The organism is Brachybacterium paraconglomeratum (genome assembly GCF_003994255.1).
GTDB lineage: Bacteria > Actinomycetota > Actinomycetes > Actinomycetales > Dermabacteraceae > Brachybacterium > Brachybacterium conglomeratum.
Genome location: NZ_ML133853.1, coordinates 212,706 through 229,940, shown reverse-complemented (window position 1 = coordinate 229,940; position 17,235 = coordinate 212,706). Strand labels below are relative to the sequence as shown.

The 17,235-nt window shown below is 73.9% G+C and carries 17 protein-coding genes; 8 read left to right on the top strand and 9 right to left on the bottom strand.

What is annotated here, in order from left to right:
• Positions 1 to 193 precede the first annotated feature (193 nt).
• Entirely contained in the window at positions 194 to 967 is a 774-nt protein-coding gene (locus DS079_RS07060; RefSeq protein ID WP_126986075.1) for a triose-phosphate isomerase, read from the top strand.
• Positions 968 to 1,242: 275 nt separating this feature from the next.
• Positions 1,243 to 2,142 carry a hypothetical protein gene (locus DS079_RS07055; protein ID WP_126986073.1) on the top strand — a complete coding sequence of 300 codons (900 nt, stop codon included), beginning with the start codon at positions 1,243 to 1,245 and terminating at the stop codon, positions 2,140 to 2,142.
• A 12-nt stretch (positions 2,143 to 2,154) separates the two neighbouring features.
• On the opposite strand, the gene DS079_RS07050 is transcribed toward DS079_RS07055, so the two are convergent.
• The 3 genes from DS079_RS07050 to DS079_RS07040 all read right to left on the bottom strand — a co-directional run bounded on the left by DS079_RS07050 (position 2,155) and on the right by DS079_RS07040 (position 5,125).
• Positions 2,155 to 2,862 carry a GntR family transcriptional regulator gene (locus DS079_RS07050; RefSeq protein WP_126986071.1) on the bottom strand — a complete coding sequence of 236 codons (708 nt, stop codon included), beginning with the start codon at positions 2,860 to 2,862 and terminating at the stop codon, positions 2,155 to 2,157.
• A 257-nt stretch (positions 2,863 to 3,119) separates the two neighbouring features.
• A complete protein-coding gene (locus DS079_RS07045) occupies positions 3,120 to 4,139 on the bottom strand; it encodes a Gfo/Idh/MocA family protein (protein WP_126986069.1) in 1,020 nt (339 codons plus the stop codon).
• Positions 4,133 to 5,125, bottom strand: a complete 993-nt coding sequence (locus tag DS079_RS07040) for a Gfo/Idh/MocA family protein (protein ID WP_126986067.1) — start codon at positions 5,123 to 5,125, stop codon at positions 4,133 to 4,135. Before DS079_RS07040 ends, DS079_RS07045 begins: the two co-directional genes overlap by 7 nt.
• A 101-nt stretch (positions 5,126 to 5,226) precedes the next feature.
• Here DS079_RS07040 and DS079_RS07035 point away from each other — a divergent pair, with 101 nt between their 5' ends.
• Positions 5,227 to 5,697: a MarR family winged helix-turn-helix transcriptional regulator gene (locus tag DS079_RS07035; RefSeq protein WP_126986065.1), complete on the top strand. Its 471-nt coding sequence runs from the start codon at positions 5,227 to 5,229 to the stop codon at positions 5,695 to 5,697.
• 31 nt (positions 5,698 to 5,728) lie between these two features.
• On the opposite strand, the gene DS079_RS07030 is transcribed toward DS079_RS07035, so the two are convergent.
• A complete protein-coding gene (locus tag DS079_RS07030; RefSeq protein WP_126986063.1) occupies positions 5,729 to 7,234 on the bottom strand; it encodes an aminotransferase class I/II-fold pyridoxal phosphate-dependent enzyme in 1,506 nt (501 codons plus the stop codon).
• A 290-nt stretch (positions 7,235 to 7,524) separates the two neighbouring features.
• Here DS079_RS07030 and pdxS point away from each other — a divergent pair, with 290 nt between their 5' ends.
• Both pdxS and pdxT read left to right on the top strand, forming a co-directional pair.
• On the top strand, positions 7,525 to 8,445 hold the full coding sequence (pdxS, locus tag DS079_RS07025) for a pyridoxal 5'-phosphate synthase lyase subunit PdxS (protein ID WP_126986061.1): 921 nt from the start codon (positions 7,525 to 7,527) through the stop codon (positions 8,443 to 8,445).
• A 149-nt stretch (positions 8,446 to 8,594) separates the two neighbouring features.
• A complete protein-coding gene (gene pdxT, locus DS079_RS07020) occupies positions 8,595 to 9,140 on the top strand; it encodes a pyridoxal 5'-phosphate synthase glutaminase subunit PdxT (protein ID WP_241237586.1) in 546 nt (181 codons plus the stop codon).
• Between the two features lie 16 nt (positions 9,141 to 9,156).
• On the opposite strand, the gene DS079_RS07015 is transcribed toward pdxT, so the two are convergent.
• On the bottom strand, positions 9,157 to 9,651 hold the full coding sequence (locus DS079_RS07015; protein WP_126986059.1) for a flavodoxin domain-containing protein: 495 nt from the start codon (positions 9,649 to 9,651) through the stop codon (positions 9,157 to 9,159).
• Between the two features lie 274 nt (positions 9,652 to 9,925).
• Between DS079_RS07015 and DS079_RS07010 the strand changes: the two genes are divergently transcribed.
• Positions 9,926 to 10,474, top strand: coding sequence for an AMIN-like domain-containing (lipo)protein (locus DS079_RS07010; RefSeq protein WP_126986057.1), 549 nt, complete (start codon positions 9,926 to 9,928; stop codon positions 10,472 to 10,474).
• On the opposite strand, the gene DS079_RS07005 is transcribed toward DS079_RS07010, so the two are convergent.
• The 3 genes from DS079_RS07005 to DS079_RS06995 all read right to left on the bottom strand — a co-directional run bounded on the left by DS079_RS07005 (position 10,449) and on the right by DS079_RS06995 (position 14,184).
• Complete coding sequence (locus DS079_RS07005) at positions 10,449 to 11,972, bottom strand: APC family permease (protein ID WP_126986055.1); 1,524 nt, start codon at positions 11,970 to 11,972, stop codon at positions 10,449 to 10,451. The genes DS079_RS07010 and DS079_RS07005 overlap by 26 nt on opposite strands.
• 191 nt (positions 11,973 to 12,163) lie before the next feature.
• The gene (locus DS079_RS07000) at positions 12,164 to 12,805 is read right to left on the bottom strand and encodes a response regulator (protein ID WP_126986053.1); all 642 of its coding nucleotides are present in this window, start codon (positions 12,803 to 12,805) and stop codon (positions 12,164 to 12,166) included.
• Positions 12,802 to 14,184, bottom strand: a complete 1,383-nt coding sequence (locus DS079_RS06995; RefSeq protein WP_126986051.1) for a sensor histidine kinase — start codon at positions 14,182 to 14,184, stop codon at positions 12,802 to 12,804. Before DS079_RS06995 ends, DS079_RS07000 begins: the two co-directional genes overlap by 4 nt.
• A 144-nt stretch (positions 14,185 to 14,328) precedes the next feature.
• On the opposite strand from DS079_RS06995, the gene DS079_RS06990 reads away from it, so the two are divergent.
• Together DS079_RS06990 and DS079_RS06985 are read left to right on the top strand one after the other, a co-directional pair.
• Positions 14,329 to 15,405 carry an ABC transporter permease gene (locus DS079_RS06990; RefSeq protein ID WP_126986049.1) on the top strand — a complete coding sequence of 359 codons (1,077 nt, stop codon included), beginning with the start codon at positions 14,329 to 14,331 and terminating at the stop codon, positions 15,403 to 15,405.
• A 5-nt stretch (positions 15,406 to 15,410) separates the two neighbouring features.
• On the top strand, positions 15,411 to 16,163 hold the full coding sequence (locus DS079_RS06985) for an ABC transporter ATP-binding protein (RefSeq protein WP_126986047.1): 753 nt from the start codon (positions 15,411 to 15,413) through the stop codon (positions 16,161 to 16,163).
• 331 nt (positions 16,164 to 16,494) lie between these two features.
• On the opposite strand, the gene DS079_RS06980 is transcribed toward DS079_RS06985, so the two are convergent.
• Positions 16,495 to 17,124, bottom strand: a complete 630-nt coding sequence (locus tag DS079_RS06980) for a superoxide dismutase (protein WP_126986045.1) — start codon at positions 17,122 to 17,124, stop codon at positions 16,495 to 16,497.
• Positions 17,125 to 17,235 lie beyond the last annotated feature (111 nt).

Sequence of the window (17,235 nt, the reverse complement as noted above, 5' to 3'; positions counted from 1 at the left end):
GCCCCCCCCCCTCCTTGTTGTCCGCCGCCCGCCCCCCGCACCCTGGTACCGGACGTCGAACAACCCCCGCGACGTGGTACTAGACGTCGAACAACCCCCGCGACGTGGCACCGGACGTCGAACAACTCTCGCGCTGCGGTACCGGACGTCGAACAACCCCCGCCCACATGGCACGTCTCGTCGAAGGAGCAGCATGTCCCCCCTCTGGATCGGCACCAGCTGGAAGATGACCAAGACCCTCGCCGAGGGCCGCGCCTGGGCCGAGGGCCTGCGCGACCACCTCACGAGCGAGCACGGCGGGCAGGCTCCCTCAGGCGTGCAGCCCTTCGTGATCCCCTCCTTCACCGCCACCACGACGGTGCGCAGCATCCTCGGCGAGGACTCCCCCGTGCTGCTCGGCGTGCAGAACGCGCACTGGGAGGACGAGGGCGCGTGGACCGGTGAGGTCTCCGTGCCACAGGCCAAGGATGCCGGCGCCCAGGTCGTCGAGATCGGGCACTCCGAGCGACGCGAGCACTTCGGCGAGACGGTGGAGACCACGCGCCTGAAGGTCGCCGCCGCGCTCCGTCACGGTCTCACCCCGCTGCTGTGCATCGGGGAGAGCGCCGAGGTGAAGGAGGCCGGCGGCTCGAGCGCGTTCATCCTCGAGCAGGCCGCGGGGGCGCTCGAGGGGCTCTCCGCCGAGGAGCTCTCCCGCGTCGTGATCGCCTACGAGCCGATCTGGGCGATCGGCGAGAAGGGCCGCCCCGCCACCGTCGAGGAGCTCGTCGAACCCTTCGCCGCGCTCGGCGGGCAGTACTCGGGGAAGGTCACGGGGCTGCTCTACGGCGGCTCGGTGAACCTCGACAACGCCGCCGGCCTGCTCGGGATCGAGCACGTGACCGGCCTGTTCGTCGGCCGCACCGCGTGGAAGCTGGAGGGCTACCTCGAGCTGCTGCGGATCGCCGAGGCGCACGCGGCCGCCTGATCTGTCGCCCCGCCGGGATGTGCTGCGGTGGGGGCATGGACACCCCCTCCGCCCTTCGCGAGGACGCCGTCCACCCTGGGCCTCCCTCCCAGGATCAGGGGGACATCCCCCAGGGGATCCTCACGGTGCCGCGATAGCCTGGGAGCCGTCGACGACGAGGGCCCGCACCGGGTCCGCGGCCGCGCAGGTCCCCTCCCGCGATCGCCCCGAGGCCGGACCGCAGGGCCCTCCCCGTCGAGACCTCAGCTCCGTCCACAGAGAGGTCCGCGGTTCCCATGAGCCCCCAGAGCCCCTCGTCCCGCCGGCACCCGGCACGGCCCAGCGGGACGCCCTCGCGCCCCGGTCCCGGCGCGCACCCCGGCCTGCGCGCCCCGGCGCCGCCCGCGCCCGGGTCGTGGGCCGCCGGCACCGCACCCCTCGAGGGCACGGTCCATGCCCCGCGCTCCCGCTCGGTCTCGCTGCCCCGCAGGCGCGGGCGCTGGCTGACCGTCGGCGTGCCGGTGGTGCTCGCGGGCGTGCTCGGGATCAGCAGCTTCATGCTCCTCGGCGTGAGCGCCCTGGTGGGCGGGGCCGGTCTGCTCACCCCGTTCCTGGCGAGCCTCGGCATCGCCGCGGTGGCGGGCGGCGGCAGCGCCTTCCTGCTGCGCAATCGTCGACCGAGGCCGACGCGCCTGGGCCGCTCCGCGGAGGAGATCTCCTCCGGCACCCGGGCGATGCTGGAGAAGATCGTCAAGGACTCCACCCAGCAGCGCCGGCGCATCCATCGGATGCGGCGCCGGGTCCAGGGGCCGACGGAGAAGCGCCTGCTGGACCGCGCCGAGACCCTCCTGCTGCGGGTCGACGCGCTGCTGGGCTCGGCGGCGCTGCAGTCCCGTCGCGCCTCGGACCCCGATGTGATGCTGCTGGAGGGCATGACCGAGCGCTACGTCCCCGAGCTGGTGGGCGCGCTCGAGGACACGGTCGGCTTCCTGACCCCCACCTCGACGGAGGACACCCGCGCCCGCGCGGCGGGGAACCTGCAGCGCATCGACGAGCAGCTCGCGGTGCTGGACGGGCGCCTGGACCGGCTCGAGCACGAGGTCGTCTCCGGCGTCTCGCGCACCCTCGACGTGCACTCGGAGTTCCTGCGCGCCCGCTTCTCGGAGCCGTCGGCGGATCCGGCCGCCGACCGCTGAGATCGCGGCCCGTCAGCCCTTCGCGGTGCCGCCGGCCTCCTCGGCCTCGGCGACGGCGTGGGAGCGCTCGAGCACGGCGGCGAGGTGCTCGTCCAGGGCCTGCAGCGCCCCGTCGTGGTGGTGGCGGCGCACCTTCTCGAGGATCCTTCCGTGCTCGGTGTAGGCCTCGTGGACGTCGAGCGCGGCGGGCCCGCCCACCCAGGTCTGGCGCATGCGATGGGTGTGGGGGCGCACCGTCTCCACCATCGTGGAGAGGTAGCGGTTCCCGGAGTGGTCGAAGAGCGTCTGGTGGAAGGCCCAGTCGGCATGGAAGTGCTCCTGGAGCAGCTCGATGCTCACCTCGCCGGCGGCCTCGATCCGGGCGATGACGGCGCCGTGGGCGGCGTGCGCTTCCTCGAGGGCGGCGAGCAGCGCATCCACGTCCTCGAAGGCTCGGCCGAGCGCGGCGGTCTCGACGACGCGTCGGGCATCGAGCAGCTCTGTCATCTGCTCGGCGTCGAGCATCGGCGCGACGACGTAGCCTCGCAGCGCCACGTACTCCACCAGCCCGGACCGCTCGAGGGACACCATCGCCTCTCGCACCGGCGTCGGCGAGACCTCCAGATCACGGGCCAGCCCGTCGATGCTGAGCCGCGCGCCCGGCGGCCAGCGGGCCTCCAGCAGCCGCTGCAGGATCAGCTCCTCGACCTCGGCGCGCAGCACCTGCCGTCGCACAGCCATCACGGCACTCCTCTCTTCCCGGGCCCTGCGTCATCGCCTGTCCCGGCGGCGTCGATCGTCGCACGGGCGGGCCGCTCTCGGCGACGCACCCGCTCGACCGGCACCCTATAGGAAGTGTGGCTGCGGGGCCGACGGATCGCTGCGGCCCGGCACCTCACGCCCCGGCACCTCACACCCCGGCACCTCACACCCCGGCCCCGTGCGGCCCTCAGCACCGCTGGTCTCGCAGCACCGCACGATGCCCAGCACCGCTCCCCTCACCCCGCGAGCGCCACCGGCTGCCCGGTCCGCACGGACTCCTGCGCGGCGGCGACGACGCGGACGGTCCGCAGCCCCACCTCGCCGGTCGGCGCGGCCGCCTCGCCTGCGCGGACCGCGTCGAGGAACGCGTCCAGCAGCAGGGCGTCGAGGTCGGTGCCGTAGGGCAGCCACTGGCCGGGCCCGCCCACGTGCTGGGCGAAGGCGTCGATCTGGAGCTGGCCGCCGGTGCCGAGGGCCTGGAGGGTGAGCCCGCCCCAGGTCGGCGCGTCGGCCGGCATCGACCAGGAGCAGTCGATGGCGGCGACGACGCCGGAGGAATAGGTGAGTGTGACGAGCCCGCCGGTCTCGGCGCCCTCCCCCGCACGGCCCGCGTACAGGATCCGGTTGGAGACGGCGTGGACGCTCTCGGGCTCCCCGAGCACGGAGTCGAGGATCTCGGCGAGGTGCACGGTGTGGTCCACGAGCGAGCCGCCGCCGGCGAGCTCGACGTCGGTGAACCAGTCGCGCCCCGCGGGGAGCTTGCCGTTGTTCGTGCCGGTGAGGCCGACGATCTCGCCGAGGGTGCCGTCGGCGACCGCGGCGCGCAGCGCCTGGACGGCGGGCGAGAAGTGGACGGGGAAGGCGGTCATCAGCACCACGCCCGCCTCACGGCAGTCGGCGACCATCTCCTCGGCGTCCGCCACGGTCGTCGCGAGCGGCTTCTCGCACAGCACGTGCACGCCGCGGCGAGCGGCCTCGAGAACGAGCTCGCGGTGGTGGGCGTTGGCACTGGTGACGACGATGGCGTCGGGGCCTTCCGGCCAGGCCTCCCAGGCGTCCTGGTAGCTGCCGACGACCCGCACCCCGCGCACGTCCCCGTAGCCGTCGGGGTCGGCGACGACGAGGTCCACGTCGGCTCGGGCCTCGAGCAGCGCCGCGTAGGAGAAGGCGTGGGTGTGGGCGCAGCTCATCAGCGCCACGCGCAGCGGGGCGTCGGCCGATGCGTTCGCGGGGTCCTGACCTGGGGCGTTCAGCATGGGATGCTCCGTCCGGTGCGCAGGGAGTCGAGGGCGGCGCGGGAGACCTCCACGGCGCGGGCGCCGTCGGCCGCCTCGACGCGGGTGGTGCCGCCGACGGTGACCGCGCGGGCGAACTCGGCGATCTCGGCGGCGTAGGGGTCCTCCATGGTGGAGACGTCGGGCAGGAAGCCGTCGCCGCTCGCCTGCCGGGCGGAGGCGACGTCGTCGAAGGTGATACCGGCGTCGCCGGCGCTGTCGTACCGGAGGCGGCCGCGGTCGCCGGCGAGGTCGAAGGTGTAGCGGAACCGGGTGCCCTCGGGGCCCCAGAAGCCGCGGCAGTGGCTGAGCGCGCCGGAGCGGTGGGTGAGGACCACGTGGGCGGTGCGCACAGTCGGGTCGGAGGCGGCGACCTGCTGGCGGGCGTGGACCGACTCCGCGTCGCCGGCGAGCCAGAGCGCCTGGTCGATGTCGTGGATCATCTGGTCCATCACGATGCCGCCGGAGCGCTCCTCGTCGGCGTACCAGTCCCGGTCCGGCAGGGCACCGGTGCGCTCGAAGCGCAGCACGGCGGGGGTGCCGATCGCGCCCGTGTCGACGGCGCGCTTCGCGGCGGCGTACTGCGGGAAGTAGCGCACGACGTGCGCGGGGAAGAGCAGGCGGCCGACGTTCTCGGCGTGCCGGGCCAGCCCTCGCGCCTCCTCGCCGGTCAGCGCGAGCGGCTTCTCGCAGAGCACGTCCTTCCCCGCGTCGAGGGCGGCGCGGACGATGCCGGGGTGCGAGGGGGTGGGGGTGCAGACGTCCACGACGTCCACCGCCGCGAGCAGTGCGTCGAGGTCCGGGTGCACGCGCGCCCCGGCCTCGGCGGCGAACGCCTCGGCGCCCTCGGGGCTGGTGCAGTGCAGCTCGGCGCCGAGCGCCTGCCAGCCGGGCAGATGGGCCCGGGAGATCCCCCCGGTGCCGACGATGCCGACGCGCAGCGCGGTCGGCGGGTCCTGCAGGGACATGGGTGCTCTCCGTCGTCGGAGCGGTCACGGTCGCCGTCGATCCTAGTCACGCGGCCGCGGCGGCGGCCAATGCTCGCCCCGGGGCCCGTAGGATCTGCCGGATGACCACCGACCAGGACCCGCGCTGGCTGACGCCCGAGGAGCAGGCCACCTGGCGGGCTCTCACGAGCCTCCTCGTGCGGCTGCCCACGGCGCTCGACGCACAGCTGCGTCGCGACGCCGGGATCACCCACTTCGACTACCAGGTGCTCTCGCAGCTCTCCGAGCAGCCGGAGCGTCGCTTGCGCCTGCGTGAGCTCGCAGCGCGCGCGGACTCGAGCCTCCAGCGCCTCTCGCAGGTGGTCACCCGCCTGGAGGCGAAGGGCTGGGTGGAGCGCCTGCCCGACCCGGCCGACGGACGCACCACCCTCGCCGTGCTCACCGACGCGGGCTTCGAGAAGGTCGTGGCGACCGCGCCGGGCCATGCCGCCGAGGTGCTCGACCTCGCGATCGACCCGTTGGACGCCGCGCAGCTCCGCGCGCTGCGCGAGATCAGCGAGACGATCGTCGGCACGATCGAGCGGACGCGCTGAGCGCGGCCTCCGCATCCTTCGGCCGCTCGGCTTACGCTCTGCCGGCCCCCTCGCGCAGCACGTCGGTTGCAGCAGGCCCCGGCCCGGCCACGTGGGCCAGATCCGTCGCGAACCGCTCCGCTTCTGCGCCGGTGAGGTCGTGCACGGTCAGGCGCAGGTGCCGGGAAGCCTCGGCTCCGGGCCCGCCCGGGGCGAGGCGGAACTCGTCCCCGGTCCGCACCCGCCATCCTCGCCGGGCGAGCTCCGCCATGACCTCCCGGGCGGGGCGCGGGACGGGGACCCACAGGCTCATCCCGTCGGCCGCACGGACGGGCAGGCCCTGCGCCGTGAGCAGCGCAGCAACCTGCGCGTTCCGGGCGGCGTAGTGCTTTCCCGCGCGCTCGACGAGGGCGCGCGACGCGTCGTCGGCGAGGACCCCGTGGGCGAGGCGCTGCAGGAGGTGGCTGACCCAGGTGGTGCCAGGGCTGAGCCGCAGCGCGAGCCGCCCTGCGGTCTCCGGATCGGTCGCGGCGACCGCGAGGCACAGGTCGGGGCCGAGGAACTTCGAGACCGAGCGCACCAGCGCCCAGCGGCGGTGCCCGCGCGGCAGCGGCGAGCGGAAGGGCCGACGGGAGAGGAACGAATAGTAGTCGTCGACGACGACGAGAACGTAGGGGTGCTCGGCGAGCACGGCCCGCAGCTCCTCCGCGCGGCGGGCGCTGAGCGAGGCGCCGGTGGGGTTCTGGGCGCGGGGCGTGAGCACGACGGCGCGGGCCCCGGCCTCGAGCGCGGCGCGGAGCCCGTCCGGGGTCATGCCGTCCGCGTCGACGGGGACGGGCAGGGTCCGGTAGCCGGCGTGGCGGACCGTCTGGATGCTGGCCAGGAAGCACGGGTCCTCCAGCGCCACGGCGTCGTCGCGGACGAGGGACTGCGCCAGCAGCCGCTCGATCGCGTCGACGGCGCCGCTGGTCGGCGTCAGATCCGCATCGGCGCCGGTGGGCACGTCGGGCGCGACCCATTCCCGTGCCCAGGCCTCGAAGCCGGGGTCGATCACCGGTTCGCCGTAGAGCACGGGGCGGCCGACGGCGCCGGCGAGCGCCGGGGCGAGGTCCGGGATGAGGGCGGGGTCCGGATTGCCGGTGCCGAGGTCACGCAGCGTTACCGCGGGAACGTCCCCGGCACCCCGGCCTGCTCTCCCGGGGCTACCGGGAGCTTCGGGGGTGCCCAGTCCATCGGGATCCGCGGAGCCTGCGCGAGCGGCGCGGTCGGTGGGGACCGTGAGCGCGCCCGGGGCGGCGAAGCCCTCCTGCGCCACCGCCTGCGGTCCGGCGATGCGGGTGCCGGCACGGCCCTGCGCGACGACGGCGCCGTCGCGGGCGAGCTTCCGGTACGCGGCGACGGCGGTGTTGCGGTTGACGCCCAGTTGCTCGGCGAGGGCGCGCACCGGCGGCAGAAGGTCGCCGGGGACCAGCTCGCCGCGGTCGACCAGACCGCGCACGCTGCCGGCGATCTCCGCGGCGGTGCTGCCGCTGATCTGCGCGGCCGAGGTGTTCTCCACGCGCCCGAGTCTAGGGCGCGCGCAGGGCGGCGGCCGGAGTGGAGACGGGCCTTGCCGGAAGGGCGGCTGCGAATGGTGGCGCTCAGCCCGCATCCATCCCCGCATACGTGCCTCGCTGCGCGCTGAGCGCCACTTCTCGCGATGGCCGCCCAGATCCGCGCCGCCCTGTGGACCCCCGAGGACGCTCACGCGACCCCGTGCTACGTTTTGGCCTAGACCAAAGTGGTGCAGGGAGGGTCGCGGCGTCAGGAGCCGTCGGCCCGCGCCACGCGAGCTGAGAAGGAGCTCCCATGAGCGCCCCTGCCCCCACCCCGTCGAACGGCACCACCCCCTCCACCGGCACCGGCACCGTCAAGCGCGGCCTCGCCGAGATGCTCAAGGGCGGCGTGATCATGGACGTCGTCACCCCCGAGCAGGCGCGGATCGCCGAGGACGCCGGCGCCGTCGCCGTCATGGCGCTCGAGCGGGTCCCCGCCGACATCCGCGCCGAGGGCGGCGTCTCCCGCATGTCCGACCCCGACATGATCGACGGGATCGTCGAGGCGGTCTCGATCCCGGTGATGGCCAAGGCGCGGATCGGCCACTTCGTCGAGGCGCAGGTGCTGCAGGAGCTGGGCGTCGACTTCATCGACGAGTCCGAGGTGCTCTCCCCCGCCGACTACGTCCACCACATCGACAAGCACCGCTTCACCGTGCCCTTCGTGTGCGGGGCGACGAACCTCGGGGAGGCGCTGCGCCGCATCACCGAGGGCGCGGCGATGATCCGCTCCAAGGGCGAGGCCGGCACCGGCGACGTCTCCGAGGCGACGAAGCACATCCGCACCATCAGCGCCGAGATCCGGGCGCTGGCCGCCCGCTCGGAGGACGAGCTCTACCTCGCGGCGAAGGACCTCCAGGCCCCGTACGCCCTGGTCAAGGAGGTCGCGGAGGCGGGCGCGCTGCCCGTGCCGATGTTCACTGCGGGCGGGGTCGCGACCCCGGCGGACGCCGCGATGATGATGCAGCTCGGGGCCGACGGGGTGTTCGTCGGCTCCGGGATCTTCAAGTCCGGCGAGCCCGCGAAGCGCGCCGCCGCCGTCGTGCGGGCCACCGCCTCCTACGACGACCCCTCCGTGGTCGCGGAGGTCTCGCGCGGCCTCGGCGAGGCGATGGTCGGCATCAACGTCGCCGACCTCCCCGCCCCGCACCGCCTCGCCGAGCGCGGCTGGTGAGCAGGGGCCCGACGGTCACGGAGGCGCCCGGGGGCCCGTCGGCCGTCGCTCCGACCGCCGCTGCGCGAGACGCGACGACGGTCGTCGGCGCGGCCGGCCCGCGCATCGGGGTGCTGGCGCTGCAGGGCGATGTGCGCGAGCACGCCCGGATGCTCGAGCACCTCGGCGCGCAGGTCACGCCGGTGCGACGGCCGGCCCAGCTGGGCGAGGTGGACGGCCTGGTGATCCCGGGTGGGGAGTCCACGGTCATCGATCGTCTCGCCCGGCTCACCGGCCTGCGGGAGCCGCTGCGGGAGGCGATCGCGGGCGGGCTGCCGGTGCTGGGCACCTGCGCGGGGCTGATCCTGCTGGCCGCGCGGCTGCGGGACGGCGGCCCCGGTCAGGAGACCTTCGGCGGGCTGGACGTGACCGTGCGCCGCAACGCCTTCGGCCGGCAGACGGAGTCCTTCGAGACGGATCTCGTGGTCCCCGCGCTCGAGGGGCCCGGGGCCGACGGGCCGCCGGTGCGGGCCGCCTTCATCCGCGCCCCGCTGATCGAGGAGATCGGCCCGGCCGCGGAGCTGCTCGCCGCGCTGCCGGACGGGCGGGCGGTCGCGGCGCGGCAGGGACGGGTGCTCGGGCTCGCCTTCCACCCGGAGTCGACCGGCGAGACGCGCTTCCACGAGCTGTTCCTGCAGGTCGTGCGCGAAAGCTGACGCCCGCGGCCGCGACTCACCCCTGCAGCAGCGGCGCGATCTCCCTCCCCCATGCCGCGACGGCGGGCAGGTCGCGGAAGTCCCCGGTGGGGGTGCGCATGGACTTCAGCAGCACGCGCTCGTGCAGCGGGATGCGGTCCATGAGCACCCAGCCGGGGAAGTTCTTCGTCGCGACGGGGGTGTGGTCGAGGGTCGCGAGGAACGCGTCGGTCGCCTTCTGCTTCCCTCCCTTGGCGGGGTCGGAGGCGGAGCCGGAGCAGGAGAAGAAGGCGAAGGGCCTGGTCCTGAGGGCGTCGGCGTGCTGCGTCGCCCAGGCCGCGGCGCTCTTCTCGATGGACTCGACGCGCACGCCCGAGCCGAGCACGACGGCGTCGTAGCCGGACGGATCCGGCGCCTCCTCGAGGTCGACGAGGTCGCAGTCGAGGCCTGCCTCGCGCAGGGCGTCGGCGAGGGTCTCGGCGAGGGTGCGGGTGGCTCCGGAGTGGGTCGCATAGGCGACGAGCGCTGTCATACGAGGCATCGTGCCAGCCCCTCGGCCGCGACATGCGGGACCGAGGTCCGCCGCCTGCAGCCGCTCGTGCCGCTCATCGGGCATCAGGTGCCGATCTCCCTCGGCACCGGCCGACGCGATGGCTGCGGACAGTTCCGCTCCCGCAGGTCATCCCTAGATCACGATTCGGTCGTCATGACCTGCCGGTCACTGGATCGCGCTCGCGCGGGAGCGGACAATCCCGTCATACGGCCCTGGCCGCCGTGGCCTTCGCCGTCTCCTGAAGGAGGCAGCCGTGAAGAAGAGAATCCTGTCCGTCCTCGCCTCGGGCGCGCTGCTGGTGGGACTGGGCGCCGTCGCCCCGGCCACCGCGTCGGCCGCGCCGTACTGCGGGATCCGCTGGGGATCGCTCCCCGAGTCGGTCACCGCCACCACCTCGGCCCAGGTCGAGAACCTCCGCTCCGGCCGCCACGACTGCTTCGACCGGCTCGTCGTGGACCTGGACGGCACCGTCACCGGGTACTCCGTCTCCTACGTGAGCCGGGTGGAGCAGCTCGGCTCCGGGCAGGTCGTCCCGCTCTCCGGTGCGGCGGACCTGCAGGTCCTCGTCGAGGCGGCGGCCTACGACGACCGCGGCGAGGCGACCTATTCGCCGCGCACCCCGTCGCGCGCGGTGGACGTGACCGGCTATCGCACCTTCCGCCAGGTCGCCTTCACCGGCAGCTTCGAGGGGCAGACCCTGATCGGGCTCGGCGTCCGCGCCCGGCTCCCGATGCGGGCCTTCGTGCTCGACGGCCCCGGCGACGGGTCCCGCCTGGTCATCGACGTCGCCCATCAGTGGTGAGCCCCGGGTCCTCGCCCGCGCCGCCCACCGTCGCCTCGTCGACCGGTCCCCCGTCGTCCGACTCCCCTGCACCGGCGTTCCCGTCCTCGGGGGCGCCGGCGCTGCGCGTCGGCCCGGCGAGGGCGCCCAGCAGGAAGGCGCCGACGAGGAGTGCGGCGCACACGATCGCCGCGGCCGTCCCGCCCACCATCAGCGGGAAGTTCGCCAGCGAGATGCCGAGCACGACGAACAGTCCCAGCCCGCCGAGCCCGGTCGCGGCGAGGGTGCCCGCGCCCGCGCGTCGGCCGTTCGAGTCCCGGGCCGCGCCGGGAGCCGAGCGCACGCCGGGACCCCGTCGGCCGCCGAAGCGGAGCACCGCGAGCGCCGTCAGCGCCATCATCGCGATCACCCCGATCGCGCCGAGGCCCGAGTACCAGGTGTAGATCTCGACCACGGGGTCCAGCTGCGCGAGCGCCGAGACCAGCACGATCACGGCCGTGATGCCGGTGACGGCGAGCGAGGCGCGGGAGGGGGCGCGATGAACCCGGTGCACCTGCCCGAGCGCGGAGGGCAGCACTCCGCGCCGACCGAGGGTGAACAGGTAGCGGGAGACGATGTTGTGGAACCCCAGCATGCACGCGAACATGCTGGTCACGACCAGGACCTGGGTCACGTCGCGCATGATCGGCGCGACCACGTCCCCGGCGAGCGCGACCACCACCGAGTCGGGGCTCGCCGCCGCGGCGTCGAGGGCGTCCTCGGCGCCGAGCCCGGAGATCACCAGCCACGAGGAGACGGTGTAGAGCACGCCGATCAGCAGCACCGCGACGTAGGTGGCGCGCGGGATGGTGCGCAGCGGGTCGCGGGCCTCGTGGCGGAACACGGCGGTCGCCTCGAAGCCGAAGAAGCCGAGGAAGGCGAAGAGGAGCCCGAGGCCCGGTGCGCCCGAGAGCGCCTCGGCGGGGCTGAACGGCCCCGGGGTGAGCTCGCGGCCGGAGGCCAGCACGCCGAGGTCGATCGCGAGCACCGCGAGGATCTCCAGCACCAGCACCACCCCGAGCACTGCGGCGGAGAGATCGATGCGGCGATGCGCGAGCACGCCCACCACGGCGATCATCACCGCGGAGATCAGCCACCACGGCAGCTCGATCCCGGTCCACAGGGCGAGCAGGTTCCCGGCCTGCACGCCGAGATAGCAGGTCATCGACACGGTCAGCAGCACGTAGCTGAGCAGGGCGACCGCCGCGGTACCGAGGCCCGCCCGCCGGCCGAGCCCCTGGTGGACGTAGGCGTAGAAGGCGCCGGCGTCGGGGACGTGCGGGGTCATCCAGGTGAAGCCGACGGCGAAGAGCAGCAGGATGAGCGTGGCCGCGAGGATCATCAGCGGCGCGCCGATGCTCCCGGACTCGAGCAGGATCAGCGGGAAGTTCGCGACCACCACGGTGATCGGGGCCGCGGCGGCGACCACCATCAGCACGATGCCGGCCACTCCCAGCGATCGCGTCATCTCGGTGCGCACAGGGCCACCTCTTTCCGTCCACGGGCGCCCCGGGACGGGCGCAGCTGCTCAGAATAGGGCGCAGCGCCCGGGGCCGAGCCAGGCGTCCACGGCTGCGACCTGCACGGACTTCACCTCCGACGGTCAGGAGCCGCCGGCATGCCCTGCTTCCTGCGCCCTGCTCTCGGCGTGACCTGACGCCGTCCGCCCTCTCAGCGGATCAGCCGACGCTCCCGCGCGACCCGCAGCGCCGCAGTGCGGCTCTCGACCCCGAGCTTCTCGTAGAGGTGGACGAGGTGGGTCTTCACGGTCGACTCGGAGATGAACAGCCGCTTGGCCGCCTCGCGATTCGTCGCACCGGTCGCGAGCACCTCGAGGATCTCGGTCTCGCGCGGTGACAGGGCGGTGCGGGGCTCGGCCATGCGCCGCACCAGCAGCTGCTGCACCTCGGGGGCGAGCACGGAGCGGCCGGCGGCGGCCTCGCGCACGGCGTCCAGCAGCGCCTCGGTGGGCGCGTCCTTGAGCACGTAGCCGGTCGCGCCGGCCTCGAGCGCGCCGACCACGTCGGCCTCCGCGTCGAAGGTGGTCACGGCGAGGACCTGCACGCCCGGGTGCTGCGCACGGAGCTTCCGCGTGGTCTCGATCCCGCCGATCCCGTCGCCGAGGTTCAGGTCCATCAGCACCAGGTCGGGAGCGCCGTCACCGGTGGTCACCAGCCGGTCCAGCGCCTGCAGCGCCTCGTCGCCCGAGCCGACGTCGGCGACGACCTCGACCTCCGCATCGGCCTCGAGCAGGGCGCGCAGCCCGGCGCGGACGACGGGGTGGTCGTCGACCATCATCAGTCGGATGCTCACGGTCGGGCCTCCTGGTCGCGCAGCGGAAGGGACAGACCGACGGCGGTGCCCTCCCCCGGGGTCGAATCGATCGTCACGGTACCCCCGGCCCGGTCCATCCGGGCGCGCAGCAGGCGCAGCCCGTCGCCGCCCTCGGCGCGAGCGGGCGCAGGGGCGCCGACGGCCGGCCCGGCGGCGAGGGCGTCCGCCGAGCGGGCGGCGGGGGCGGTGCGCGCGGCGTCGCCGGTGGCAGCGCCGCCGGCCGCCCAGCCCACGGCCGACGGGTCGAAGCCGCGCCCGTCGTCGACCACGTCGAGGCTCACCCGGTCCGGCCACCAGGCCAGCGTGAGCACGCAGCGCTGCGCCTCCGCATGCCGCTGCACGTTCGCGACCAGCGACTGCGCCGCCCGGTGCAGGGTCTCCACCTGCTCGGGCGCGAGCTCGATCGGGGTCCCGTCGACCCGCAGCTCCCAGCGGGTCGGCCCGCCGAGGGCCTCGACACGGGCGATCACCTCGCGCAGCGCCTGCTCGAGGGTGGTGCGAGGGGCGCGGTCCGCGAGATCGCGGACCAGGCCGCGTGCGTCGGCGAGGTTCTCGCGGGCGGTGCGCTCGATCCGGGAGAATTCCTCGGCGGCCGACGGGTGGGCGGCGCCCGCGGAGCGGGAGAGCATGACGATCGAGTTCAGGCCCTGGGCGAGGGAGTCGTGGATATCGCTGGCCAGGCGCTGCCGCTCCTCGGCCACGCCCTTCCTCCGCTCGGAGTCGGCGAGCTCGGCCTGGGCGGCGCGGAGCTGCGTGACGAGCACCCGGCTGCGATCCGTCTCGCGCAGCAGGCGCCGGTAGACGGCATGCGCGACCAGGGAGAACACGGCGCCGATCAGCGGTCCGAGGATCTCGCCCACCCCCAGCAGGGCCTCGTCCCGCCCGAGCACCGGGGAGACGATCGCCCACAGGGTCACCAGCGCGAGCGCGAGGGGCCCGCCGACGGGGCCCAGCGCGAACAGGACCAGGAAGAACAGCGTGAAGGCGATCCACACGAACGACGGGGAGACGAAGGTGGTCGCCATCCAGGCGGCGGTCAGCGCGAGCACCCACGGCGCCGACGGGAGCAGCAGGTCGGTGGTGTCGGCGCGTCCGGCGTCGCCGCGGCGCAGGGCCCGCTGCGAGCCGAGCAGGTAGATCACGGCGAGCACGACGGCGCACAGGATCGCGAGCGGCGCGGGGACTCCGTCGGCCGTGATCGCGCGGACCGCGCCCACCACCGGCAGCACCAGGAACGCGATGTGCATCGCGCCGCGCAGGGTGGCGGCGAGGGCGGTGGAGGTGTCGCCCGTCGGCGCGGGGTCCTCCCCGATCCGGGGACGGCCCGACTTCTGCTCCGGGACTGGCTCTGCGTTCACCCTCGACACTCTAGGGCCAGTCCCGCCCCCCGCCCCCGCTCACGGCATCGTCCGAAAGGACGACTCGGCGCTCATCCTTCGGGTCATCGGGGACCATCCCGCACAGGCGATGTCGCAGGCCGGGATCCGCGATGGCATGGAGCCATGTTCGTCGCACTCAAGGACATCGTCCACGCCAAGGGTCGATTCACCCTAATGATCGGGGTGATCGCCCTGCTCACGCTGCTGCTGGTGCTGCTGACCGGCCTCACCCGCGGCCTCGCCCACCAGAACATCTCCGCCATCCAGGACCTGCCGGCCGACGCGGTCGTGCTCACCCCCACCCTCGGGGACGAGATCTCCTGGTCCGACTCGCAGATCTCGACCGACCAGGCCGCGACCTGGGAGGCGGCCGACGGGATCACCGCCGAGCCGCTGTCCGTCGGGCAGATGCGCATCGAGGCCGGCGACGCCGTGACCTCGCTGGCCCTGTTCGGCATCGCCCCCGACGGCGAGGCCGCGCAGGCGCTGCCCTCGGCGCCCGCTCCGGGCGAGGCGCTGCTGCCCGAGGACGTCGCCGCCGACCTCGACGTCACGGCCGGGGACACCGTGCAGGTCAACGGGCAGGACCTCACCGTCGCCGGCACCGCCCCGACCTCCTGGTACTCCCACTCCCCGGTCGGCTACGTCGACGTGGGCACCTTCAAGGACCTCGCCCACCAGGCCGAGGACACCGCGGGCTCCGCCCTGCTAATCCACGGCGCCGGACCGGACGACGCCGTCGTCGAGCAGGCCGCCTGGGACTCCGGCACCCGCGCCGTGAGCGTCTCCGACTCACTCGCCGCGCTGCCGTCCTACTCCTCGGAGAACGGCTCGCTGACCCTCATCCAGGGCTTCCTCTACGGCATCTCCGCCCTGGTCACGATCGCCTTCCTGTCCGTCTGGACGATCCAGCGCACCCGCGACATCGCCGTGCTGCGCGCCCTCGGCGCGACCGCCCGCTACGTCCTGCGCGACACCGTCGGCCAGGCCGCGATCCTGCTCGCCGTCGGCGCGGCGGTCGGCGGCATCGTCGGCGGGACCGGCGGTGCGGCGCTCGCGACCGTCGCCCCGTTCGAGTCCTCGGCGGTGACCGTGCTGCTGCCCGTCGCGGGAGTGCTCGTGATCGGCCTGCTCGGCTCCGTCCTCGCCACCCGGCGCGTCACCCGCGTCGATCCGCTGCTCGCCCTCGGAGGGAACTGACCCCCATGACCACCACCGCCACCATCACCACCCCCGACACCACGACGACCGCGCCCGCGCTCTCCGCGCGGGACGTCACCGTCACCTACCCCGACGGCCGGAACCCCGACGGCAGCGAGCGCCTGAACACCGTCCTGCACCAGGCGAGCCTCGACGTGGCCCGCGGCGAGTTCGCGGTGATCCTCGGCCCCTCCGGCTCGGGCAAGTCCACCCTGCTCAGCGTCGCCGCGGGGCTGGTCGTCCCGGGCTCCGGCTCCGTCGAGATCGAGGGCACCGACCTCACCGCCCTGGACGAGAAGCGCCGCACCGCTATGCGCCGTGACCGGATCAGCGTCGTCTTCCAGCAACCGAACCTGCTGCCCGCCCTCACCGTGCGCGACCAGCTGCTGGTCACGAAGCACCTCGCCGGAGTGCGCGGCCGGCGACTGCGCGCCGAACGAGACCGCGCCGAGGCGATGCTCGAGCGCGTCGGGATGGGCCAGTACGCCGGCCGACGCCCCCACGAGCTCTCCGGCGGTCAGCGCCAGCGGGTCAACATCGCCCGCGCCCTGTTCACCGATCCGGCGGTGCTGCTGGTGGACGAGCCGACCAGCGCCCTGGACCACGAGCGATCCCGCGAGGTCGTGGACCTGCTGGTGGGGATCACCCGCGAGCTGAAGGTCGCGACCGTGATGGTCACCCACGACCGCGAGTTCGCCGAGGACGCGGACCGCGTGATCACCCTGCGCGACGGGCGGGTGGAGGACCCGGCCGTCTGAGCCGCGGCGCTGCGCGGGTCCCGCTGTCCCTCGACATGCCGACGCCGACGCACGACGGGTCCGGGCCGCCGTGCGTCGGCGAGGTGCCGGTGCCCCTACTCCAGCGCGCTCCCGGCGTCAGGAGGGTCCGCGAACGAGTTGCAGGAGGCCTGGTCCGGACGGGGTGTCGGCGGACTGCCGGAGCGGTGCGAGCGAGTTCGCGCGACGCATGACGCGGCTGTGCGGGGATCCCCGGCATGACGCCGGCCCGCGGCATGACACCGGCCCGCGCCCCCTGCGTCAGGGGACACGGGCCGGAGCCGGCTGTGCTCAGGGCACGACGCCCGAGGGATCAGGCCTGCGGCACGACGAGACCGGACGCCGACGAGCGCGCGGCCTCGAAGCGGGCCTGCACGTCAGCCCAGTTCACGATGTTCCAGATCGCCTTGACGTAGTCCGCCTTCACGTTCTGGTAGTCGAGGTAGAAGGCGTGCTCCCACATGTCCAGCTGGAACAGCGGGATCGTCGCCACCGGCACACCGTTCTGCTGATCGTAGAACTGCTCGATGACCAGGTTCCCGCCGATCGGCTCGTAGGCCAGCACCGCCCAGCCCGAGCCCTGGATGCCCAGCGCCGCCGCGGTGAAGTGCGCACGGAAGGAGTCGAAGGAGCCGAAGAACTCATCGATCGCCTGCGCGAGCTCACCGGTCGGCTTGTCGCCGCCCTCCGGGGAGAGGTTCTTCCAGAAGATCGAGTGGTTCGTGTGACCGCCCAGGTTGAAGGCGAGATCCTTCGACAGCTGGTTGATCGACCCGAAGTCCCCGGCCTCGCGGGCCGCGGCGAGCTTCTCCAGCGCCGTGTTCGCACCCTTGACGTAGGTCGCGTGGTGCTTGGAGTGGTGCAGCTCCATGATCTTCCCCGAGATCGAGGGATCCAGAGCGCCGTAGTCGTAATCGAGATCGGGAAGCGTGTACTCAGCCATGATCAGTCCTTCCTTTCGTCGAACCCCGCCGGTCCGCCCGACGAGCAACAGCTCGACCATAGAACCTCAGGTCCGCTTGAAGGCAAACCCATGCGCCTTACTCCGCCACCA